Genomic DNA, 21,642 nt, shown 5'->3' with positions numbered 1-21,642 from the left:
TCCCGGCCAGGCCAAACCCCCGTTTCTCCGGAACCTCGACACCCCATCCACCAGAACCTCCACCAGGGGTAGCCATGTCCGAACCCGCCCACGAGAGCGAGCCGGTGCGCATACCGGACCACGACCTGGACGACCTCGTCGCCACGGTCACCCGGCTCGTCGCCGAGAGCCGCAAGCAGGGCGAGACGCTCGCCCGGCTCGCCGACGACCAGCCGTCCCAGGAAGACGGCGAACCGGCCGATCCCGTGCACCCTGAAAGTCCGGCATCGGCCTCCGCCCCGGCCGAAGGCAATGCCAACGACGGGCCGGCCTCCGTCTTCATCCTGGCGCTCGGCGCCAAGACGTACGCCGAAGAACTGGCCGCGCTGACCAACTGGGTGCACAACCTGCTCCTGCCGGTCTACGGACGGGAGATCACCACCGGCCGCCCGTGGTGCCGGCAGTGGCAAGAGCACCCCGAGGCCGTGGCCCGGCTGCACGCCCTCTGGCTCGCCTGGCAGCAGCTCACCGACGTCCAGGCCGGCCTCACCGGTCCCTCCACCTGGCATCGCGACCACCTCGACCCGGCCCTGCTCCAACTCCGCACCGCGGACGGCCCGTTCGGTGCCTGCACCACCAGTGCGGCCCGACCCCACCACCGGCTGCTGGCCGCCCCCGAGCCCGCCGGAGTCTGAGATGGCCCACGCGTACGAACCCCTTGCGCCGGACTACCGGCTCGACGGCTTCCAAGCGGCCACCGAGAAAGTCGAGGACGACTTCTTCTCCGTCACGCTCTCGGACGACCTGTTCGTGCCCCTCTCCGAGCACCACAGCGCCGACCGCCGCGACAGCTACCTGCTGCTGTACGACCGGGCCGCGATCTGGGACATCCCCGGGACGGCGGAGTACGTCACGCTGCACATCACCCGAGACGTCGAGCAACGCACGTTCGACTTCACGTCCGAGCGCCACCCGGTCACTCCGCTGGCGCAGAACTGGCTGATCCGCCGGGGCTGCCCGCAGGAAGCCGCCGAGGTGTCCAACCACCACGGTCCCCGGCCCGCCGACGCGCTCACGGCACGCCTTGAGGACCTGCTCCGGACCAATCCCGGCGACCGGTACGAGGTCCTCGACCACTACACCGACAACCCGTGCTCCTTCGACTTCGGCGTCGAGGTACGCACCCTCGTCCACGACAGCCACCCCGACTCCGCGGATGCGCCGTATCGCCTCTTCCTCGAAGAGACGACCAAGGATCTGCGCTCGTACACCGTGCGGGAAGGCGCCTTCACCAGCGCCGAAGAGGCCGATGTGTGGGTCATGGAGCGGGAGTCGCCGCTCCCCCTGGCACCTGATCCACCGGGCGCCGTCGGCCGCCGGGCGGCAGCCGCCCGCGCTCGCTCCACGGTCACGGCCAACGGCCTCGCCGTGGCTCCGGCACCCGTATCGCCGCCGCGGTCAGCAGCAGGACCTGCCCCGACCCACCCCCGTGGAAGCGCACGATGAGCCGGGCACGGTACGCCTTCGCCGCCCATCCCGAGGCCCTCGCCGACCTGCGCGCCATACCGGAGAACATCCGCGACCTGGCCCTGCTCGAACTGCAGCACCTGGTCCACGGCAACGAACGCGGCGCCGCCCTCCAGCGCGAACTGGCGGGCTGCCACAAGGTCTACGTCGACCCGGAAACCCGCTGGCGCCTCGTCATCCAGTACCGGGACGCTCCCGCCTCCTCCCAGCACAAACGGGAGATCTACCTCCTCGCGGTCGGCGAGCGCCAGGACCAGGCCGCCTACCGCACCGCGGCCCTCCGGCTGGAGCGCGAACGGGCAGCCACCGCCACGTCCCCGCACGGCCGGCGCGCCCAAGCCGCCAGGGCCCGCTCTCCTCAGCACCGCGGCGGGCAACCAGTCACCGCCACCCAGCACCCCGCGGCAACGACCACCGCCACGAACCGCACCACGTCGGAACGCGCCGCGCGGTCCCGCTGACGGCGCTCAACCACCCTCCGGAGAACCCCACCGTGCCCGACCTCTCCAACGCGCCCGCCCGTCACACCGAACTCGTCGACCAGGCCGTCGCCCGCCTCTCGCCCCGTTGGACCACCTGGACCCTGCAGACCATCCAGCACCACGGCCCCATGCGCCTAGCGGACATCAACTCCGCGCTTCCGTGGGTAGGCGTCCATGCCATGGCCCAGATCGTGCGCCGTATGCAGACGAGCGGTCTCCTGGACCGGCCTCAGTTCGGGGTGTACGACCTCACGCCGCTCGGCCGCGACACGCGACACGTCCACCGTACGCTCGCGGCCTGGCACCGTACCCACCTCGCTGACGACACGGCGTCGCTCGCTGAGGCGGAGCGCGCGGAAGACGCACTCGGCCGGCTACGCGGGAAGGGCACGATCCCACTCCTCCATGCCCTCGCGCAGTACGGCCCTCTTCCCAACGGTGCGCTGCGAGACGAAGCCGCGCTCGCCACCGGCTCCTTCCACTACCGCATCACACAGCTCCAGATCGACCAGCTCATCACCCGCACGAGCCCCTTCTCCGGCCGAGGCTCCGAGTACACCCTGACGTCCGCGGCCCGCGGACTCACCCCCGTCTACCCCGAACTCGCGGAGTTCGCCCGCAAGGCACACCCAGCGGCGACTCGCCCGGACCAGCACGGCGCGACAGCTCAGCGGGCCGTCCGGGCGAGCGCGGCCATACGCCGCAGTCCTGCGGCCTCTTCCGAGCTGTTCTCGCACATCTCCGTCCCTCAGCCGCGCGTCCCGGCGTACGTCACCGCACGCTCCCACCCGTCCCGGACCAGGTGACTCCGGTGCTCACGCCCAGATTCCGCCGCGCGACCGCGCCCTCGTGTCCCCACACGAGCCGCTCAGCCGGCCGTGCCCCACCACCCGAAGGCCCTCTCATGCCCAGCTCGGATCCCCTCGCCCCCGACCCGCATGCGGATGTCCTGGTCAGCCCCGGCTACCTCGCCGGCCCCGGCGACAGCCGCGGCATCTTCAACACCCTTGATCTCGCTCCCAGTTGGACCAAGACCATCGCCTTCGGCACCGACACCTACTACACCAGCCCGTGCCAGCGCGTACGCGTCGCCAACCCCATGGAGAGCTTCTACGGCGGGTGGACCATCTCCTACGCCGAGGATCCACTCGGCGTCCCCGACTGGATCACCACGTTCGACCGGAACACGCCCCACGAGATCGTGGCCGCGTTCACCAAGGCCCTCGTCGACGGGCTGCACAACAACTTCGCCGACTACCTCAGCGGCGGCCGGCAATTCGCGGGCACCAGCCCCGCGTCCCTGACCGCGCGGCAACGGTGGGATCCGGTGCATGGCTCCCGACCGTTCCGTACGGTCTCGCCCGACGGCCACGCCGCCTATCAGATGGGCGTCGGTTGGCTGCACGAGTACGACGAGCTGCTCACGCCCGAGAAGTCGACGTGGCGCATGTCCGCCGGCACCGACCCGGTGTACACGCCGAGCTGGCAGGCCTTCTTCAGCCGGTACACGCCGCAGCACCTCATTACGGCCTCCACCGCCGTGTTCACGAACCCCACTCCCGTGCCCCGCGCCTTGAACCAGATTCCCGACCGCCACCGCTCGCTGGTCTCGGTCACCCGCGAGGCCACGGCCAGGCCCAACCCGCGGGCCACAGCGGCGCTCGCCCGCAGCGGCCAAGCCCAGGCGATGCACGTGCCTCCGCCCCCGGCCGCGCCGACCGCGCCCGCCCGACACGCCGGCTCCCGACGGCAGCGCTAACGCTCACCCCCAGCCCTGAAGTCCCACCGTGCCAACCGCCGCTCCGACGGAGACCTGTATGTCTCTCCGCTCTATCGCGCCAACTCCCCCTTCGCCGACGAGCCCGCCGCTGCAGGGGATCGCAGATCGGCGGAGGCTCGGCGGACATCCAGCAGAGTCGTACCGGCGGTGTGGCTGGAGTGATGCAGTGGTAGCGGAAGGGGCATGTCAGCCCCTTCACGTAGTGTTCCGGCATGGCGCTGACCGACATAACACGCCGCGAGGTCGAGAGGGCGATCGAAGAGTGCGATCGACTCGGCCGCGATGCCTTCCTCAAGCATCACGGCTTCCGGCCCGCCCGCCGCTACCTGCTGTCTCACAAGGGTAAGCAGTACGACTCCAAGGCGATCGTGGGCGTCGCACACGGCTTCTTGTCAGGTCAGCAGCCGCTGGCTGCGAGCGACTTCTCCGGTGGCGCGGCGCATGCTGCAGGACTGTTGAAGAGTCTCGGTTTCAACATCGAGGCGGAACATTCGGTGACCGGTCTTACGCTTGACGACCTCGTCCACCGAGTCACTCATCTGAAGGTGAACCGTTCCTCCGGGCACCCCGCCCTGTACCAACCGATCGCACTCCTGTGGGCTATGGGCCGAGCCCTACGCGGCGAGCCCCGGCTGCTTCCCTGGCCTGAAACCGAGGAGGCCCTCAAGACCCTCCTGGAGCGACACGGTGTGAGGGGAGAGCGGCCACGCCCCGACTATCCCATCGCATCTCTCTACCGCGTCGGAGTCTGGGCACTGCACGACTACGCGGAGCTCGTGCCCACCGCACACGGTGACGCGAAGGTACGCCGCTGGTTCGATGTCAACCAGCCGCTAGGAGGCTTGGCCGAGCCGCTGTACGAGCTGTTCCGAGAATCCCAAGTGACCCGCCTTGCCGTGATCGACGAGCTTGTCGACACCTTCTTCGACGGCCTCGACTGCACCCCACTGCTCGCTGACGTTGGTTTGGGCGACATCGAGGCGGCCGATCTCTCTGAGAGTACCGAGCGAGCGCCAGAGCCGTGGCTCATCACGGCAGCCGAATACGAGCGCGGCTGCAGGCTAGTCGAGCAGCGGGAAGCGAAATCCCAAAGGGAACGGGTCTCCCGCACCACGCAAAGTCCTAGGCGCTCACGAGCCGTCCGCCGTCTCGTCCTGGGCCGAAGCAATGGACTCTGCGAGAACCCGCAATGCAAGGGCCAGCCTGCCGATGTGACCGATCGGAGGCATCCGATACTTGAAGTGGATCACGTGGTGGACCTTGCCAACGGTGGTCGCGATCATCCAAGCCAAATGGTGGCACTCTGTCCAAACTGCCATGCTGTGAAGACGCGTGGACGCACACGCGAAGCACTGTGCAAGACCCTGCTCCGCGTCGCGGCGGAGCGCCACAATGCGATGCCGGGCACAGTCTAGGAACGGGTCGATCGCCGAAGCCCCGCCGAATCACGGCGCTCCGCGCAACGCGTCTCAGTCTGTACGGCGTTAGCCGATGCCAGCACACTGGTACAGGTCCGCTCACAGCGATCCGTCGGCCTCGGCGTCCACCAACCGCGCCAACTCCTCCACGCTGAGCTCGATCCGCCGTCCATCCACCATCCGGGATCGGCCCAATGACGCCGCCGCGACGTCATCGACGACCTCGTCGTACACACGGATCTCCTCACTGCCCAAGCCGGACCCTCTCCCCATCTCCGGCCTGCTCTGCGAAGGCCACTACCGCGACAGCAGAGGGAGCGGCCAATTCATTCCGTCTTGGACGGACATCAGCCGTCGCGCCCGCCGCCAGTTCGCCCACGGCAGACGGCCACCGTGCGCAACGGCTGGAGACCCCGCCCAAGACCATGTCAACGTACGGGAGCCCGGAAAAACAGCAGGTCAACGAAGGGTTCTCTGTTCGTGACGCTCACCACCACCACGTTCCGGCCGCTCGCCGAGCTTCCTCCGCCCGCCCTCGGCGAGCGTGAGTGGCTCCTCGAATGCCACTGCGCCCGACCCGTGACCGACCTTCTCAAAGAGCAGGGATGGGACGTCGTCGCCGACCTGGACTGCAACGTCCACTGTTCCAGCCCCGACCGACGTGTGTACGTGGGCTTCCTCCCCGAAAGCCGGGAGGCGGCGCGCGGCGAGCTGTGGCACGTCCACGTCACGGACAAGGACGGCAGCACGGCCTGGCGCCAGACCTTCGGGCCGGACACCCCGGCACAGGCCGTCGCCGGGTTCCTCGCCGCTCTGGTCATCTGCCCCACCCGCTACTGCACCTGTGTGTGACACCCGCCCGTCAGCAACCACTGTCCTGTCCGACCGGCGTCCAGGAGACTGTCTTGCCCCACAAGATCACCGTTGGCCAACTGGTCCATCAGCTTCAGACCTTCGACCCCGAGCTGCCCGCGTACTTCGCCATCAATCCCGACTGGCCCTATGCCCACCGCATCGGCCGCATCGTGGAGATCACCGGATCGAACGGAGCCGTCTACATAGCCGAGAACGGCCAGGAGGGTGTGCTGCCATCCGCAGTCCGCACCAAGCTGGATTGGTCCGACGTATGAGCTGCCATCCCCGCACGCAGCCCGCTGTTCCACCGGTCAGCTCCTCGCGCTACATGGTCCTCCGCGACGTCGTCCAGAGCCCGATGCCGCGATCCGCACGCGGTGCCCTCCTCCGCCGCGTCCCTCCGCACCCCACGCAGCCGATCCACACGGTGTGGATATCCGACCTGGAACCCCGCCGACTCGGCCCCGGTTCGATCCTGCTCAGCTGGGAGCCCGGATTGGGGGGCGGAATGGACGTGACCGCTCACCTCGGTCTGGCCTCGGCGGAGGTCCTCCTCGCCAGGTGGCCGGCACTTCACGGCGACTGGATCCCCGTCGTACACCCCACCCTCCACGAGGTCATCGGCCTTCACTCCGCGCTGTCCGTGGCGACAGACGCGCTGCACCTCGCCAACCACCTGGCCGCCAACTGACGATCACGCACTTCGAACACCGAGGGCTGCCCCGAGAGCCGGGGCGGCCCTCTGCTGACTGGCAGGTCGCCCCCGCCGACGGTTCTTTCGGGCGTCTGATCAGCCCCTTGTCGCCGTCAATTCACGTGTACGACGAGGAAGCTCGTAGACCGAGTGCCGTGCGGCAATCGGCCCTTCCAGGCCGAACAGTTGAATGCGGCCGGCGTCTGAGGGAGCGGAACCGTTCGAAGCGGGAAAGTCGCCACTACGGCCGGTAGACCGCCCATGTCTTGGGTGTCTCCGATACCTTCACCGCCGTGAGTTCAGGCACCTCGTCACGCCACCTGTCGAAGATCCACTTGGCGAGGTTCTCCGCCGAGGGGGAGTACCCCCGTTATCTTTTTCGCGGTTCCGCAATGGGACTGCTGGCTTCCGGGCCCGGCATGACTGTTCCCCCCTGTCGAAGGGATGACCTGGGGGGTGGTGTCACCGGGCCCGAGAGGCGCCGTTGGAGACGCTGATGAGAGGTCCGACACCGCCTGGCCTGGTGCAATGCCCGGCCGCTCGGGCGGCAGGTCTGCATAACGTGGATGCGCGCATACGACGCCAACGCCCGGCCAGCACCGCACGAACCCCGTTCGGGAGGACGGCTTGTACGACATCGACGACGTGGGCGTCTTCCTCGGCCTGGACGTCGGCAAAAGCGCTCACCACGGGCACGGCCTCACCACGGCCGGCAAGAAGGTCTTCGACAAGCAGCTGCCCAACAGCGAGCCGAAGCTGCGGGCCGTCTTCGACAAGCTGGCCGCGAAGTTCGGCACCGTCCTGGTCATCGTGGACCAGCCGGCCTCGATCGGCGCCCTGCCCCTGACCGTCGCCCGCTACGCCGGCTGCAAGGTCGCCTACCTGCCCGGCTTGTCCATGCGGCGGATCGCCGACCTCTACCCGGGCGAGGCGAAGACCGACGCGAAGGACGCCGCAGTGATTGCGGACGCCGCACGGACCATGCCGCACACCCTGCGCTCGTTGGAACTGACCGACGAGATCACCGCCGAACTGACCGTCCTGGTGGGCTTCGACCAGGACCTCGCGGCCGAGGCAACCCGCACCTCCAACCGGATACGCGGCCTGCTGACCCAGTTCCACCCCAGCCTGGAACGCGTCCTGGGCCCCCGTCTGGACCACCAGGCCGTGACCTGGCTGCTGGAACGCCACGGTTCCCCGGCCGCGCTGCGAAAGGCCGGTCGACGCAGGCTCGTCGAGGTGATCCGGCCCAAGGCCCCGCGCATGGCCGCCCGGCTGATCGACGAGGTCTTCGACGCGCTCGACGAGCAGACCGTTGTAGTCCCCGGCACCGGCACCCTCGACATCGTGATCCCGTCCCTGGCCCGCTCCCTCGCTGCCGTCCACGAACAGCGACGAGCCCTGGAAACGCAGATCGGACAGCTGCTGGAGGCCCACCCTCTTTCCCCGGTCCTGACCTCGATTCCGGGGGTCGCGGTCAGGACCGCCGCCACCTTACTGGTCACCGTCGGCGACGGCACCAGCTTCCCCACCGCCGCCCACCTCGCCTCCTACGCCGGCCTCGCCCCGACCACGAAGTCGTCGGGGACCTCGATCCACGGCGAACACGCACCCAGAGGCGGCAACCGGCAGCTCAAACGCGCGATGTTCCTCTCCGCGTTCGCCGCCCTGCACGACCCCGCCTCCCGCACCTACTACGACAAATGCCGGGCCCGCGGGAAAACCCACACGCAAGCCCTTCTCCGCCTGGCCCGACAACGGATCAACGTGCTGTTCGCGATCCTCCGCGACGGCACCTTCTACGAACCCCGAACCCCACGCCTCACTTGACCAAAGACATAGAGGCACCCCCCCATCGCTTCATTGAGGTGCCGGTGATCGAGGGTGTCGTCCATCCATTTTTTGAACGCGTCGAGATCCCTGTAATCCCGTACGAATCCCGCAGGGGTCAGCGCGTCGTCCTCGGCAGAGAGTTCGAGCACCACGATGTAGTTGTGGCCGTGCATGCGCGCGCAAGGGTGCCACGCGGGCAGCTGGTCGAGCACGTGGCTCGCGGAGAAGTGGAACTCCTTGGTTATGGTGAACACGATTTCCGCCTCCCCCTCTACTCCTGCGTCTGCGAATCACCCTGGTCCCGCACTGTAACCGCGAACCCGCCGGATACCGACGGCACGTCCGCGAACAGAACCTGGTTGAGCGGTACGGCGTTCAGGAAGTGTGCCCGCCGATGTGGGTCGCCGATGCTGTCCGCCTTGCGGCGGACCTCGGCACGGGCCCGCTCCAGCAGGTCGGCGGCTTCCTCGTCGGCGCCGTCGGCGGCCAGGGCGCGTGAGACGTCGTACAGCACTTCTTCCGTACGCAGGGCGGGCATCGCACCCCGCTCTTCGAGGATCGCGTACGCCGCCCGGGCGTCCTCCAGCGCGCTCCGGGCATCGCCCTCCGCGAGCCGGAGACGGCTGCGCAGGCAGAACGCGGCGATGCGGCTGCGCTCCATCTTCGTGGTCTCGGTCTCGACGAGGGTGTCCCCGATCAGCTGGAGCGCCAGCCTGGAGTCCTCCCCCACGGCCATGAGCACGTCCACGTACAGGTTGCGGACGATGGGCACCAGGTTGACCAGCCACGTCTCCTGCGTCTCCAGCCATGCTGCCCGGATCCGCCGGAGCGCCTCTGGCGCGCGCTCGGGTGTGCGGGAGGCGATCATGGCTAGGAGCGCGTTGTTGTACGCGTGCCAGCCGCTGATGCTCTCGCGCTCTTCCTGGTACTCCTCCTCGAAGGCCAGCGCTCTGGCCAGCGCGGCCTCCGCCTCCTCCATGTCGCCCATGGCGATGTGCAGTTGAGCGAGGTAGTTCAGCGCTATGGGCAGCTCGCCGCGCATCGCCTCACCACTCAACCGTTCCACGCAGCGCAGCAGCCGATGCAGGGCTTCGTCGAAGCGGCTCGCGTCGAAGAGGTTGACGCCGATCTGCATTTCGTTGAGGTTGCGCGCGTGCTGGAGCAGCGGGCTCGCGACATCACCGAGTTCGGCGGCGGAGGCGTAGAGTTCCTCGGCCTCGAACAACACCCTCAGGCCGGCTTCCAGGTCACGCTTGGGCAGCTGGCGGCCGTACTCGACAAGTGCTACGTAGAGCACTTCGGTGCCCTCCGGACCGCACTCGCGGGCGAGAGCGACAGCCTCCTGGTGTTTCTCCAGCGAGGGATCAAGACCGCGTACTGCCAGCAGTGTCTTGCCGCGCAGCAGCGCGGTGCGGGCCATCAGCAGCGGGTCACCGAGGCGGCGGGCCGATTCCTCGGCCTCAGCCGCGAGCGTGTCGATGCTGGGAGACTCCGCTTCGCTCCCGCTGCCCTTCCAGCGCACCTCGGTGAGGCTCAGCAGCAGTTCGGCCGCCTCCACCAGCAGACGGTCGCGTTGCGGGTCTCCCAGAGGTAGCTGCCGGGCCGAGTCGAGGGCCGTCTCGCAGTACTTCTCGGCCTGGACGAACGCCAGCTCGTCCACGGCCACGGACCGGGCGAGTCGGTAGTGGGCGCCGGCGCTCGCGGCAGCACGGGAAGGCCCGGCCGCGCGCAGGTGGTCGGCGACCATGACGCGGACCTCACGCGGAAGATCCTCGCCGGCCCGCGGCAGTCTCTCCAGGGCCTCGGCCACTTGGGCGTGCCTCAGCAGCCGCGCTCCCTCGTCCTGATGCCCTTCGCGGATGCACCGCTGGAGGGCTCGGTGCTCGAAGTCGTACCAGTCGATGTGCAGTCCCTCCGCCCAGCGGGGCATGTCCGCACGGCGCCGCTCGCGCACCAGTCCGTGGTCGCGCGCCACGCCGTGCAGCAGATCCTGAACGCGGATCTGGGGCATCCCTGTCACTTCGGCGAGCGTGTGTGAGAAGAAGAACTGGCCAGCGGTGGCCCCGAGAACAAGCAGTTCCTGGGCTTCGGAGTCGATACCCTGGAATCGTTCCCTCACTGCGTGCGGCAGTTCGTTCGGCAGTGGTACGTCTGTCCCGTAGCCGGGGCGCCACAGCTTCAGGACCTGGTCCACGAAGACGGGGCGCCCACCGGTCACCGAGTGCACCTGCTCGGCGAAGCCGACGGGAACGTCCTGGCCCTCCAGCCTGGCCAAGACAAGGTCACCAACGGCCCAGTCCGGCAGGGACCCCATCTGGTGCCGGGCGATCAGCAGGTTGTGCCTCGACTCCCACATGCGGAGCAGTTGCTCCATCTCCGCGCCACTCGCCGTCGTCGACGTATAGGAGCCGAGGCCCAGCACCAGGCTGAGCGGCTCGCCTTCGAGCTTGCGCAGCAGTATGTGCAGGAGCTCACGGCTCCCCTCGTCGAACAACTGGATGTCATCGATCAGCAGCAGAAGCGGTGCACCGTCGCGCGCCTCCGCCAACAATGCCTCGCTGATCTGGTGGGCCATGATGGTCCGCACCGAACCCAAGCTGTCCGCCGGAAGGGACCCGGTGGCGAGGGCCGACTTGACCGCCACGGTTCCCGCGTCGACCACGCCGCCGATTCCGGGGATCGCGAGGGACACCAACGCCGGCGCGGCGGAGACGGCTCCTCGTCCCAGCGCGCGGGCCCACCTCGACCTGCGCTTCCCGGCACGCGGGGCTGAGCTCAGCTCCGCGAGGGCGTCGAGGAACGGTCCGTATTCGCCTCCCCTGCCAAGCCCTGGCACGCAACTGACCAGCACCACACGGCAGGCTCCGCCGGACGACCTGCGACATACCTCGGCCAGTAGGAACGTTTTACCCATGCCCGAGTCGCCCTCGACGACCAGGACGCTGCTGGTGCCCCCTTCCAGCCTCCTCGCGACACTCCCGATCACGTCCAGGCTGTCTTCACGGTCGACGAACACCGCCGCCACTGCGCCCCCTAATCTCGCCGACTTCACCATGCACCACGTCAACAACGCGCGCGATCAGGGTATTTGACGTATGACGATCTACGAAGGCTTTCCGGGACCGAGCCCAGGAACCGCAGGAGTCGAGGGAGACATGGCCCCCCTTGCCGGCCCGATGGTCGGGGCCAGCGATGTCAGATGGCAGGACCGGGCGCCGGGCAATGCTTCACAGGCGATTCCACTCGTCAATCCACGTAGACGCCAGCGAACGTGCCGTCGTAGCCCGCGGCCTGGGCCGCGGCCTCCAAGTTCGGGTAGTCCTGGCCTCCGACGTCGATCATCGCCTCGTAGTCCGCGCGGGTCAGTTCGCGCTCCACCCACTGGTGTGCACAGCGGCATCGGATGCTGACCTCGTCGCGGTCACAGATGACCATCCAGTCACGCCGGGCGCCACACTGCGGGCACATCACGGGGATCCCGGTGATGACGATTTCCTCGGGGTGGGTGGTGGCACGGAGACCGATGCTGCCGTCGCCGAGCTGCGTCTCCTGCTGGAGCCGCAGCAGGGGGTCGTCACCGAGGGCGGTCTCCGCCAGAACGGTTCTCTGAGGGTGGAGGCCTTCGTTGAGTATCTGCATCGTCTCCTTCTCCATATCAACCAGCCCTAACAGGTACCGGCCGTGGGTGTCCAGCTCTTCGTGCTGCTCAGCGCCTCGGTCCTCGGGAGCGAGGGTCGACATGGCGGGTCTCAGCCGGCGTCTCGGGTACCTGTGGCGGGGATGGGTGAGGGCGTGGTTGCGTTGTCCGTGTGTTCGTACGGGCGCGGGGCGGGTCCATGGTGGCGGGGAGTTTGCCGATGCGTCGCAGTCGCCAGACGAGGACATCGGTGACGCTGTCTGCGGTGTCCAGCTCGCGCCATTCGATGGCCTGCTGGAGCAGGGCATCGGGGTCGTGTCCCGCGCGCTCGGCCTGGTCCAGGGTGACGGCGAGGGCGTCCCAACCGGGTTCGCGGCGTACGGAGTCGGCCTGCTCTGGCAGGGCGGTTTCGAGGGTGCCGGCGTACCGCTCACGTACGGGTTCGGGGAGGCGCCGACCGTGCTCGCGCATCGCGTGCATGGAGACAGCGGCGGCCGATCGGTAGGCGCTGCGCAGGTGTTGAGCGGCTCGTTGAGCAGCGGCTGCCTGTTGCGCGTGGCCGCGGGCGGAGTGCCAGCGCACTGCGGCGATGGTGACGAGGACCATCGTGGACAGGAGCATCGCGGTGGCGCCACCGTCTTCGCCTTTGCCGAGGGCGTTGCCGGCGCGGATGATGCCGCGGGCGGCGGAGCGGATGGCGCGGTTGTCTGCGCGCTCGGCACGGATGTGGGAACGGGTGGCGCGTTCGAAGTCGCGAGCGGCCTCGGCGAGTTCCTTGCGGGTTGAGGTCGGGGCGGTCTGGGCGAGTGCGTCGAGGAGTTCGCCGACGCCGGCCAGTTGGGCGGCGGAGTCCTCGTCGTCGTTCCCGTCGAGGATCGATGCCGCCCGTTCGGCGACCGGGGCGGCCTGGCGTCGGGCGCGGGCCGGTTGAGGTGATCGTTCATCGGCATGGTCGGTGACGGGCTCGTCGTCGGGGCGTCCGGCGTCGAGGCGCTGTCGGATCCTGGGGAGGGAGAGGTCTGGGGCGAGTTTCGATCCGGAGAACCAGACGGGTGCGCCGTCGCGGTTGCGGTCGCCGGGGAGGGCGACCTTGTATCCGAGGGTGTCGCCGGACGGGGCGATGCGCTGTTCGACCCGGAGGCCGGCCTCGGCGAGGCGGTGGAAGAACTCCTCCTCGCTGGCGGCTCCGGCCAGGGCGTGGCGGACGCTTTCCCGCAGCGTTTCGCGGGGTGTCTCGGTTCGGCCGGATCGCTCGGCCTTGGAGCGTTCGGCGCTGGTGGGGCGCTGGGCGGCGGTGCGGTCGCCGCCGTTGAGGATCTGCAGGCCGAACTCCTTCTCGATCTTGCGGCATTCGGCCTGGGCGCGGATGCCGTCCTCGTGGCGGCGGGGGCGGCGGCCGTCTTCGCGGACGAGCGTGGCGACGAGGTGGACGTGGTCGTCGGCGTGGCGTACGGCGACCCACCGGCAGGCCTTGGCGTCGCCGTCTTCGGCGATGCCGGTGGCGTGCACTATGCGGCGGGCGACCTCGGCCCATTCCGCGTCGCTGAGGTGCCGGTCGCCGGGCGCAGTGCGGACGGGGCAGTGCCACACGTGCCGGGCCGGACGGCGGTTCTTCGAGAGGGCGAGCACGGGCAGGTCAAGTCGGTCGGTGAGCTGCTTGAGCGTGGCGGCCGGATCGCGGCCGGGGTCGGGGGCGAGCCCTGGCATCCAGGAGGCGACGAGGTGCGGGTCGGTGTGCTCGTCCCGACGGCCCGGCCCGTAGAGGTAGTTGAGCAGTCCATACGTGCGGCTGCCGGTGGAGATGTCGGGGACCACGGTCAGCGCCGCGCGATCTCGATCGCGGCGGCCTCGACCCGGTCCGCGGCCCGCAGGACACGGGCGACCGCGTCGTCCGCGTACTCCACCTGACCGCCGGAGTTGAGGATGCGGGCCACCTGGTTGAGGTTGTTGCCGGCGCGGGCGAGCTGTGCACTGGCGGCCATCAGTTCTTCGACCCGGCCGCGCTGGTCCAACAGCCAAGGCTGGGGACCTCCTTGGGCCTGGGCGACCGCGACCGCGGCGTCGGCGAGGAACCCGGCGGTCTTCAGACCAACAGCTTCCGCGGCGCGCTTCACCAGCTCAAGTTCGTCGTGGGTCAGGCGGACGCTGCGGACCTGGTCGCGGTGCACGCTCTGGCGCAGGCGAGGGCGCGTACGCGGCATGGCGGGCGGGTTCGGTTCCTCCCCTGGCTGCGATCCGCCCTCGGTCGCAGCCTCTGAGCCCGGCACCCTCTGGTGCCTGGCCTCCCCCGCCCCTCCCGAGGCGGGGGTAAACCCTTCCGAAACTCCTCCGCGGCCACGGGCCGCGGAGGAGTTTCGGAAGGTACAGCTTGCTCCGCCGCGTGCCGGGCAGTCGCCTTGCTGCAGGTCGGAGGCGGTGTCGGCCGACTCAGAGGGTGTCATCAGAGCGTCTGGGCCTTCGCGCGGCGCACGTCGCGGAGGACCTCGGCGACGAAGTCGAGGGCGAGGACCGGGTGGTGCAGGGTGCGGGGCGTGCTGGCGGGGGTTCGCTGCACGGTCCAGGTGCCATCCGGGCCGGGTTCGGCGCGGTGGAGGTGCCCGTACCGCCGGAGCACGGTGATCCAGGCGTCGGCTTCGGCAGGAGTGACCGGTGTGGTGCGCATCGTGTGTCTCCGGTGCGTGGACGGGAGTTGGTGGGGTGCGGGCGAGCGGCCCGGCTGTTGCCGTTGGCCGCCCGCCCGTCCGGGCCGTTCGGTCAGCCGGTCTTGGTGGCCGAGTCCTGGCCGGTCTCGGCGCGGAGTTGTCGCATCAGGGCGGTCAGCCGGTCGTTGGCCAGGGTCTTGCCCTGTCCGCGGATGGCGTCCGCGACGACCTCGCGGGTGACCTTGCCCGCGTCGGCGACCGCCTCGCGGGCGATCGGCAGAAGGGTGTCCGCCGGCGGGGCGGTGTCCGGACGGCCGTTGTCCGAGGTGTCCGGGCCGGTCTCCGACTCGGTGACGGACGAGGCGGCCAGCCGCAGGCGGGCGACCGGGACCGGTCTACTGACCGGGTGTCCGACCAGGTCAACGGCGTCTCCGTCATGCGCGGGCTCCGGCTCCGGCACGCTCTCCGGGTGTCCCGACGGTTCCTCCCGGTCAGCCGCTCGCGGTACTTCCGAGCCGGAGGTGACCGCCGGACGACTGCTCTCCGACGCGGAGAGTGCGGCCGAGTGTCCGGAGGTGACCGGGGTCGGCCGGTGTCCGTCCGCCGCGTGCGGCCGGTCAGTGTTGATCCGGTCGGTTCGGACACCGAAGGTGTCCGGGTGTCCGTGGTGACCGGGTTCGGTGACCCGCCGGGCGATGAGGATGTACAGGTGGACGGCTCCGGCCAGGGCGAGCGGAGCGATGGTGGACAGGGCGCCGACGGTGACGTCGCCGAGCCGCAGTCCGTCGCCTTCGGGACGCTGCTGGTTGAGGCGCACGGCGTGGAGGGCATTGGCCCAGATGCTGGCGGCCGTCGCCGTGCCGAACAGCATCCACACATAGAGGCGGGCGGTGAAGGAGGCGGTACGCAGGACCAGGAGGGCGCGTACTCCGTAGGCGATGAAGCCGTCGATCACCAGGGGGAAGAGGAAGGTGAGGGGTCCGCGGACGTGGATGGCGGTGGCCATCTGCTGCAGGGCGTCGTACGAGAGCGCGCAGCCTGCGCCGCCGAGGGCGACGATCGCGGCTCGGTCCCAGCCGGTGATCCGCGCCGGTATGGGCACCATGTCGCTCACGCGGCCGTCCCGAGATCGTCGAGTGCGGGTGTCTCCGCTGCCGATGCCTTGAGCACCTTCGTAGGGCTCTTGGGCTTCGTCTTCCCCTTGTTCCCCTTCTTCTGCTGGTCGACGGCCCGGTTGCGGATCTCCCGGCGAGTGCGGCGGTAGAGCTTCTCAGCGTGCTCCTCGGTGACCTTGAGCAGCCAGGCGAGCCGCTCGGCCGGCATGTCCGCCTGGTAGGCGACGCGTACGACGGCGTCGCGCTCCGCCTGGGTGAGGTGGATGTCTCGGCCGGCCAGCACGGCGTTCACGCGGGCGTAGTCGAAGCGGCTGTGGAGCTTGCGGTGCAGGGGGTCGCGTTCCTCTTCGGTCATGCCGCCCCGGATGCCGTCGCGGTCACCGTTTTCGAGGGCGGCGTCGAGGCAGGTGGTGCGGACGGGGCACTGCGCGCACAGGGCCTTGGCGGCGCGGATGCGGTCCATCTCGTCCGGCTCGGGGAAGAAGAGGTCCGGGTCGACCTGGTGGTGGGTCGTCGAGCGGCAAGCGGCGCTCTCGTGCCAGGTGAGGTCGCCGAGGGTGCGCGGCATCTGGTTCTCGGTGCTGTGCATGTGGGTGTCTCCGGGTCGCCCCGGGCGCGTTTTGGGCATACGCGGCCCAGGGGTTGGTGCGTGAAGGAGGCGGAAGCGGTGGCAGCCGGTCGCGGCAGGGATCAGGTGGCGGCGATGCGGCGACGCTCGGCTGCGAGGGCTCGTCTGCGGTCGGGACCGTCGAGGATGACCTTGTCGGTCATCTCGGTGAGCCGGGAGGCGACGCGGTCGCCGATGTGCTGGCGCAGGTCGGCCATGCCGAGGTTGGTGGTGATCAGCGTCGGGAGCATCTCGTTGTAGCGGCGGTTGATGAGCCGCATCGTGATCTCCTCGGTCCACTCGCTGTTCTTGGCCGCGCCGAGGTCGTCGATGATCAGCAGCGGGCAACGGGCGAGGTCCATCAGCTCCCGCTCACCGTCGTGCCCGGGGCGGGGTCGCAGCTCCGCGTACAGGTCGGCGGCCGTGGTCGCCTTCCAGCGCAGCCGGACCCCGGCGATCAGCAGCGACCGGATCGCGCCGTACGCCTGGTGCGTCTTGCCGGTGCCGGTGGTGCCGACGATCAGCAGCGAGCGTCCCTGGGCAAGTCCCGGGGCCCCCGCGATCCCGGGCCGCCCCGCCTGGGCGACTTCGCGAACCCAGGCGGCGACCGCCGGGTGGTCGGCGACGGCTGTCTGATAGCGGGCCGGGATGCGGGCCTGCGCCGCCTGGAGGGCGGGGATGGGCTCGACCGGATCGGTGAGCGGGGCGGTCGGGTCGATGCCCCGAGAGGTGAGGATGTTGGCCAGGCGGCGGGCGATGCCGCCGACGGGCTGGGCGTCACGGTCGCGCATCACAGCTCCTCGGCATAGGCGGCGGCAGGGTCGGCGGGGTTGGCCCAGGCCCGGTGACCGGGCACGTTAGGCCGCGATTCCGTCCGCACCAAACCGGCGGAGGTGGCGTTCATCGCCTCGTGGACCAGGCTCGGCAGGGTGCTCGGGTGCAGTCCCTTGGCCCGGTGGCGGGCCAGCCCGGCTCGGATGTGGTCCGGATCAATGCCCTCGGCGAGGAGCTTGGCGGTCTCCCGTCCGAGGTGACCGAGCACTCCGCTGGGCGGGCGGTGGGCACAAGCGGCGGCGTACTCGGCCATGAGCTGCTGGGTCGAGACGGTCTCCGGTGCGGGGGCGCCTGCGCCCCCTGAAGGAGAAGTAGTTCCTAGATCCAAGTTCCTAGGTCCTAGATCCGGACCGTGAGGGCTCATCGAGGGCTCACTGAGTCCTCTATGAAGGGTCCGTGAAGGCTCACGGAGTGTGCTCTGAGCTGCGGTTTTGTGATGGTCGGGAAGGTCGTGCGGGGTGCGTGAGCCCTCACTGAGTCCTCCGTGAGTGTTCACGGAGGACTCACTGCCGTCTCCGTGAGTTCGTGGTGCGTCCGGGGTGGGCTGCTCGATGTCGTGGTGCGGGCAGGCGGGGAAGCGGACGCCGCTGGGCCGGTTGATCTTCTGGTGCTGGCGCCAGGTGACGATGTGCAGGTACCGCTTGCCCTCGTCGTCTTCGTAGCGGCAGATCAGGTGGGCGGCGGCGAGCTGGGTCAGGTCGTCCTCGACGTCCACGGGGCCGTGCTCCGGGCGCAGCGACCACAGCAGTCCGGTGATCACGGCAGGCTGGTCGCGGAAGCGTCCGTGGTCGTCGGCCTGGGTGAGGAGGCCGAAGAAGGTCCGCTCCGCGGCGAGGGAGACCGCGGCGAGCGACTCGGACGCGAAGGCTTCGGGCTTGATCGTTCGGATCCGGGCCACGGTCAACGGCCCCCGTCCGAGCGAGCGCAGGCCTCGGCGGCGGGGCGCAGGGTCCCGCTGGTCAGGTCGAGGTCGCGCGTCTCGTCCCAGTTCGCCTCGGGGAAGGCGCGGATCACCCAGCGGGCGGCGGCCACGCGCTGGGTCCGGTTGAGGGGTATGGGCTGTCCCCGCTCGTCGTACGCGCGGGTGTAGGGGCTCGGCCAGGTCTGGCTGGGCTGGTGCTGCGAGACGCGGATGATGCGGGCACCGGGCACCATGTCCACCAGGAGGGCAGCGAGGCGGTGCTGGCGGATACCGTCAGTGGCGTCAACGGCCTTGGCGGGCTGGACGGCGAGCGCCCTTCCGCTTCGGGACGCGGGCATGCGAGAATTCCTCACTCGTAGGTGGGGTGGGACGGCCGTTCTCGTCGAAAAGGCCAGCCGACTCGCCCCGGTTATGAATCCGCGCCCTCAGGGTGGCGGGTTTGGCGCCCGGGAGCTGCTAACTCCTGGGCGCCGTCTCATTTCCCTTTGGGAACCGCGGACTTGAAGTTGGATGTGGTTTTCGCGTTTCTCCCTTGAGGGGTTCGGGTTCGGCGGTTCCGCCGAGGGAGCAGCAACATATGCAGACGGCGGTCAACACTCCAGCGGGCAGCGGGTGCTGAGCGGATTCGACGCCAACTCGACATATATCGCTGGACTGGTGGGCGTCAGGACACGTGCCTAGACCGAACTCGGCACCCGCGCCTGGTTTCTAAGCTGTCGCAGTGCGTGAGGATCAGCGGGTGCGCGGCGCTGATGCACGACGGAATCTCCGCGGGCACCAGGCATTCGACCCGAACGGCTTTATCCATGGCCGTTCGATGAAGCAGAGACATACAACACTCCTCACGCGACAGCCACCCGCGCGTACCGTTCAAGGGCAAGCAGTGACCGAAGTACGACCTCGCGCCTCGTCCGGGCCGAAGCCGCGCACTTTCTGGCGCCCGAGAGACGAACTCCCCGGCACCGATTCCTTCCGAGAGCGCTCCCCGCACAGGACATCGCGACCGCCCCCCTCGCTCCCTCCCTCAGCCCGAGAGCCTCGCCAGAGCGCGAAGACGAAGATCGAGCAAGGGTGCAACGCCGCTCGCTCTTCGCTAAGCTGAAGCTATTCCCGCCTGAAGAAAAAGTCAACACACTGGATCTACTCCAGCTTCCATAAAAACGAGGATCCGATGCCTGCTCGTCACTTCGACCGAAGCCGTCTGCGTGCGGTGCGGCGAGCCGCCGAGATCTACCAGGCCGCCGTGGGCGAGGCTCTGGGCGTGTCCGACTCGGCGGTCGCCAGTTGGGAAGGCGGTGCCCAGACTCCCGATCCGGAGAAACTGTCCGCGCTGGCGCGCGCGCTCGGAAGCGATGTCGACGAACTGTTCCCCCGGTCTGGGCCGCCTGATCTCACCGATCTGCGTTGCGATGCCGGCTACTACCAGTACGAGACGGCCGCGCTGATCGGAACCAAGAGCGCCGGACCAGTGGCGGCGGCCGAACGCGGAGAGCGACAGCTCAAGGACAAGTACGTCCCCGCCTTGGCGACGGCGTACGGGGTCAGCGAGGAGGACCTGCGGCGGGCGGAAGCCCGGTCGATCGCCAAGGCGCAGGGTGTGCAGGTTGAAGAACCCGCACCATCGCGAGCGGGGAGGACCTCGGCTCCTGGAACCCCTCCCGAATCACTGGCCGAGAAGATCACTCTGCTCCTGGACAGCTCGTATCCCGGCCCCCAAGGTCCGCCCTCGGACGCGGAGCTGGCGATCGCGGTGAACGCCCATGCCGGGGCGCCGATCCTCACCGAAGAGGACTTCCGGGATCTCCGCACAGGCGTTACCGAGACCGCGTCCCCCGCGGTCCTGGACGCACTGGCCGCGGTCGTCGGCGTCTCCCGGATGTACTTCGAGCCGAACGACGCCGTGGCCGCTCAGGTCTATGAAGGCCTCCAGCTCCTGGCAGCCGCCAAAAAGGGGGCCGTGGGCCGGGTGAAGGGCCGTGGCATGGGCTCGCAGGGCCTGTCGCCGAAGGCGATGGAACTCGTCAACGAGCTGGTGGCGGAGCTGGAGGAGAAGCAAACTGACGCGAACGAGTAGCCCCCCTGTCCGCAGCTCACGGGCTGCGGACAGGCGATATGCCTACCGCTGCTCCGCCGTCGTGCCCGGCTCGTGGAGGCGACCGGCGGCGACCACAGCCCGGACCGTCTTCAGGACGCTGAGATCTTCCAAGGGGTCTCCGTCGATCACCAGCAGGTCCGCACGGAATCCCGGAGCGATCCGGCCCGTCGTCCCGCCCAGCCCGAGCGCGTCGGCCGCGTCGGTGGTCGCCATGTCGAGGATCCTGCTGTTCGCCAGGCCAAGGTGAGCGTAGAAGGAAAGAGCGGGGACTAGGCCGTCGAACCCGGCGCGCTGGACGCCGGCGTCAGTGCCGGCGATGAGCTTGGCGCCGGCGTCGGCCATCTGCCGTACGAGATCGAACATGGCCGCCGCCCGCTCCTCGCCGAAGAAGCGGGGAAGCATCTCCCAGTGGGGGCTGACCGCGGGGCAGACGGCGATGTCCCGGTCGATGATCTGCTTCAGGACGTCGGGGCGGAGGTCGAAGCCGTCGTTCGTCATCCACGTGCAGTGCTCGATCGTGTCGACGCCGGCTTCCACGGCCGCGGTGATGCCGTCCGTGCCGTGCGCATGGGCGGCCACCGGTAGGCCAGCCTGGTGGGCCTCGTCCACGAGGGCCTGGAGTTCCTCCGGGGTGAACTGGCTCTGCCAGCTCTTCGGCCCGTCCTTGGTCAGGCCGCCTCCGGTGACCATCGCCTTGATCGCGCCGGCACCCGCCGAGACGTTGCGTCGTACGAGATCACGGACCTCGGTCACGCCGGAGACCTCGCCCCCGAGGAAGTGGCAGTGTCCCCCGGGCGGGGTCGCGGGCGTCCCCGCCGAGACGACCCGAGGGCCCGGGGTCGTGCCGCCGGCGATCTCCTCGTCCAGACGCAGGGCGAGGCCGTTGCGGTCGCCCAGGTCTCGGACCGTCGTCACGCCACTGCGCAGGAGCTGCTCCGCACGGCGCCGCATGTCCTTCAACAGGGTCTCGTCGCTGGACTCGTGGAGCGCGGCCACGGGGTCCGCGCCTCCGTCGAACGCGAGGTGGACGTGCGCGTCGATAAGGCCGGCCACGGCTGTCCCCCCAGGGAACGCGACGTGTTCAACGTCCGTGTCCGCCTGCTCCTCGATCCGCGCACGCGGTCCCACCGCCGTGATCGAGTCACCCTTGATGAGGACTGCGCCGTCGTCCAGGTACGTCCCGGAGTCGACGAGGACTCGGCCTGCGGTGATGAGCATCTGA

Annotated in this window: 23 protein-coding genes and 2 pseudogenes; 11 read left to right on the top strand and 14 right to left on the bottom strand. The window is 69.3% G+C overall.

The annotated features are described in order from the left end of the window. Positions 1–74 precede the first annotated feature (74 nt). From AOQ37_RS08210 to AOQ37_RS38075, 6 genes are all read left to right on the top strand, one after another. Positions 75–674, top strand: coding sequence for a DUF4913 domain-containing protein (locus tag AOQ37_RS08210; protein WP_062642750.1), 600 nt, complete (start codon positions 75–77; stop codon positions 672–674). Position 675: 1 nt separating this feature from the next. Further along, positions 676–1,485, top strand: a complete 810-nt coding sequence (locus AOQ37_RS08205; protein WP_062642748.1) for a hypothetical protein — start codon at positions 676–678, stop codon at positions 1,483–1,485. Then, entirely contained in the window at positions 1,482–1,967 is a 486-nt protein-coding gene (locus AOQ37_RS08200) for a type II toxin-antitoxin system RelE family toxin (RefSeq protein ID WP_062642745.1), read from the top strand. The genes AOQ37_RS08205 and AOQ37_RS08200 overlap by 4 nt, the downstream gene beginning before the upstream one ends. A 32-nt stretch (positions 1,968–1,999) precedes the next feature. Further along, a complete protein-coding gene (locus AOQ37_RS08195) occupies positions 2,000–2,794 on the top strand; it encodes a winged helix-turn-helix transcriptional regulator (RefSeq protein WP_062642743.1) in 795 nt (264 codons plus the stop codon). Positions 2,795–2,892: 98 nt separating this feature from the next. Then, a complete protein-coding gene (locus AOQ37_RS08190; protein ID WP_062642740.1) occupies positions 2,893–3,747 on the top strand; it encodes an SPDY domain-containing protein in 855 nt (284 codons plus the stop codon). Between the two features lie 233 nt (positions 3,748–3,980). After that, positions 3,981–5,183 carry an HNH endonuclease gene (locus AOQ37_RS38075; RefSeq protein WP_063781133.1) on the top strand — a complete coding sequence of 401 codons (1,203 nt, stop codon included), beginning with the start codon at positions 3,981–3,983 and terminating at the stop codon, positions 5,181–5,183. Positions 5,184–5,285: 102 nt separating this feature from the next. Here the strand turns inward: AOQ37_RS38075 and AOQ37_RS41780 are convergent, their stop codons facing one another. Then, positions 5,286–5,420, bottom strand: a complete 135-nt coding sequence (locus AOQ37_RS41780) for a hypothetical protein (protein WP_267888004.1) — start codon at positions 5,418–5,420, stop codon at positions 5,286–5,288. 246 nt (positions 5,421–5,666) lie between these two features. On the opposite strand from AOQ37_RS41780, the gene AOQ37_RS08180 reads away from it, so the two are divergent. The 3 genes from AOQ37_RS08180 to AOQ37_RS41175 all read left to right on the top strand — a co-directional run bounded on the left by AOQ37_RS08180 (position 5,667) and on the right by AOQ37_RS41175 (position 6,732). Next, positions 5,667–6,038, top strand: a complete 372-nt coding sequence (locus AOQ37_RS08180) for an SPDY domain-containing protein (protein ID WP_062642738.1) — start codon at positions 5,667–5,669, stop codon at positions 6,036–6,038. A gap of 53 nt (positions 6,039–6,091) precedes the next feature. Beyond that, complete coding sequence (locus AOQ37_RS08175; protein WP_062642736.1) at positions 6,092–6,316, top strand: hypothetical protein; 225 nt, start codon at positions 6,092–6,094, stop codon at positions 6,314–6,316. 239 nt (positions 6,317–6,555) lie between these two features. Beyond that, entirely contained in the window at positions 6,556–6,732 is a 177-nt protein-coding gene (locus tag AOQ37_RS41175; protein ID WP_234436844.1) for a hypothetical protein, read from the top strand. A gap of 244 nt (positions 6,733–6,976) precedes the next feature. Here AOQ37_RS41175 and AOQ37_RS38500 read toward each other — a convergent pair. Then, positions 6,977–7,102 (bottom strand): annotated as a pseudogene (locus tag AOQ37_RS38500) (6-pyruvoyl trahydropterin synthase family protein); the annotation flags it as partial. A gap of 260 nt (positions 7,103–7,362) precedes the next feature. Here AOQ37_RS38500 and AOQ37_RS08165 point away from each other — a divergent pair. After that, positions 7,363–8,565 carry an IS110 family RNA-guided transposase gene (locus tag AOQ37_RS08165; protein ID WP_062642735.1) on the top strand — a complete coding sequence of 401 codons (1,203 nt, stop codon included), beginning with the start codon at positions 7,363–7,365 and terminating at the stop codon, positions 8,563–8,565. Positions 8,566–8,588: 23 nt separating this feature from the next. Here AOQ37_RS08165 and AOQ37_RS08160 read toward each other — a convergent pair. From AOQ37_RS08160 to AOQ37_RS08110, 11 genes and pseudogenes are all read right to left on the bottom strand, one after another. Beyond that, positions 8,589–8,822, bottom strand: a pseudogene (locus AOQ37_RS08160) (6-pyruvoyl trahydropterin synthase family protein); the annotation flags it as partial. A gap of 17 nt (positions 8,823–8,839) precedes the next feature. Further along, entirely contained in the window at positions 8,840–11,584 is a 2,745-nt protein-coding gene (locus AOQ37_RS08155; protein WP_063781139.1) for an AAA family ATPase, read from the bottom strand. Between the two features lie 230 nt (positions 11,585–11,814). Next, a complete protein-coding gene (locus tag AOQ37_RS08150; RefSeq protein ID WP_234436843.1) occupies positions 11,815–12,309 on the bottom strand; it encodes a hypothetical protein in 495 nt (164 codons plus the stop codon). Then, positions 12,275–14,020 (bottom strand): relaxase/mobilization nuclease domain-containing protein, encoded by a 1,746-nt coding sequence (locus AOQ37_RS08145; RefSeq protein ID WP_062642730.1) that lies wholly within the window; start codon positions 14,018–14,020, stop codon positions 12,275–12,277. Before AOQ37_RS08145 ends, AOQ37_RS08150 begins: the two co-directional genes overlap by 35 nt. A 2-nt stretch (positions 14,021–14,022) precedes the next feature. Next, entirely contained in the window at positions 14,023–14,406 is a 384-nt protein-coding gene (locus tag AOQ37_RS41170; protein WP_234436842.1) for a plasmid mobilization protein, read from the bottom strand. 239 nt (positions 14,407–14,645) lie between these two features. Continuing rightward, positions 14,646–14,867 carry a hypothetical protein gene (locus AOQ37_RS08135; RefSeq protein WP_062642726.1) on the bottom strand — a complete coding sequence of 74 codons (222 nt, stop codon included), beginning with the start codon at positions 14,865–14,867 and terminating at the stop codon, positions 14,646–14,648. Between the two features lie 92 nt (positions 14,868–14,959). After that, on the bottom strand, positions 14,960–15,952 hold the full coding sequence (locus AOQ37_RS08130) for a DUF2637 domain-containing protein (RefSeq protein ID WP_062643551.1): 993 nt from the start codon (positions 15,950–15,952) through the stop codon (positions 14,960–14,962). A 5-nt stretch (positions 15,953–15,957) separates the two neighbouring features. Further along, positions 15,958–16,551 carry a WhiB family transcriptional regulator gene (locus AOQ37_RS08125; RefSeq protein WP_062642724.1) on the bottom strand — a complete coding sequence of 198 codons (594 nt, stop codon included), beginning with the start codon at positions 16,549–16,551 and terminating at the stop codon, positions 15,958–15,960. 101 nt (positions 16,552–16,652) lie between these two features. Continuing rightward, positions 16,653–17,360 (bottom strand): ATP-binding protein, encoded by a 708-nt coding sequence (locus tag AOQ37_RS08120; protein WP_062642722.1) that lies wholly within the window; start codon positions 17,358–17,360, stop codon positions 16,653–16,655. Then, the gene (locus AOQ37_RS08115; RefSeq protein ID WP_062642719.1) at positions 17,360–18,301 is read right to left on the bottom strand and encodes a hypothetical protein; all 942 of its coding nucleotides are present in this window, start codon (positions 18,299–18,301) and stop codon (positions 17,360–17,362) included. The genes AOQ37_RS08120 and AOQ37_RS08115 overlap by 1 nt, the downstream gene beginning before the upstream one ends. A 2-nt stretch (positions 18,302–18,303) precedes the next feature. Beyond that, positions 18,304–18,663, bottom strand: coding sequence for a hypothetical protein (locus AOQ37_RS08110; RefSeq protein ID WP_234436841.1), 360 nt, complete (start codon positions 18,661–18,663; stop codon positions 18,304–18,306). 833 nt (positions 18,664–19,496) lie between these two features. On the opposite strand from AOQ37_RS08110, the gene AOQ37_RS08105 reads away from it, so the two are divergent. After that, a complete protein-coding gene (locus AOQ37_RS08105; protein WP_062642714.1) occupies positions 19,497–20,399 on the top strand; it encodes a helix-turn-helix transcriptional regulator in 903 nt (300 codons plus the stop codon). 42 nt (positions 20,400–20,441) lie between these two features. Here the strand turns inward: AOQ37_RS08105 and AOQ37_RS08100 are convergent, their stop codons facing one another. Continuing rightward, positions 20,442–21,638, bottom strand: coding sequence for an amidohydrolase family protein (locus tag AOQ37_RS08100; RefSeq protein WP_062642711.1), 1,197 nt, complete (start codon positions 21,636–21,638; stop codon positions 20,442–20,444). Between the last annotated feature and the right edge of the window lie 4 nt (positions 21,639–21,642).

It is taken from the genome of Streptomyces maremycinicus, from assembly GCF_001184025.1.
Taxonomy (GTDB): Bacteria; Actinomycetota; Actinomycetes; order Streptomycetales; family Streptomycetaceae; genus Streptomyces; species Streptomyces maremycinicus.
Note: the sequence above shows the minus strand (reverse complement) of the source record. Positions and strands in the feature narration are given on the sequence as shown.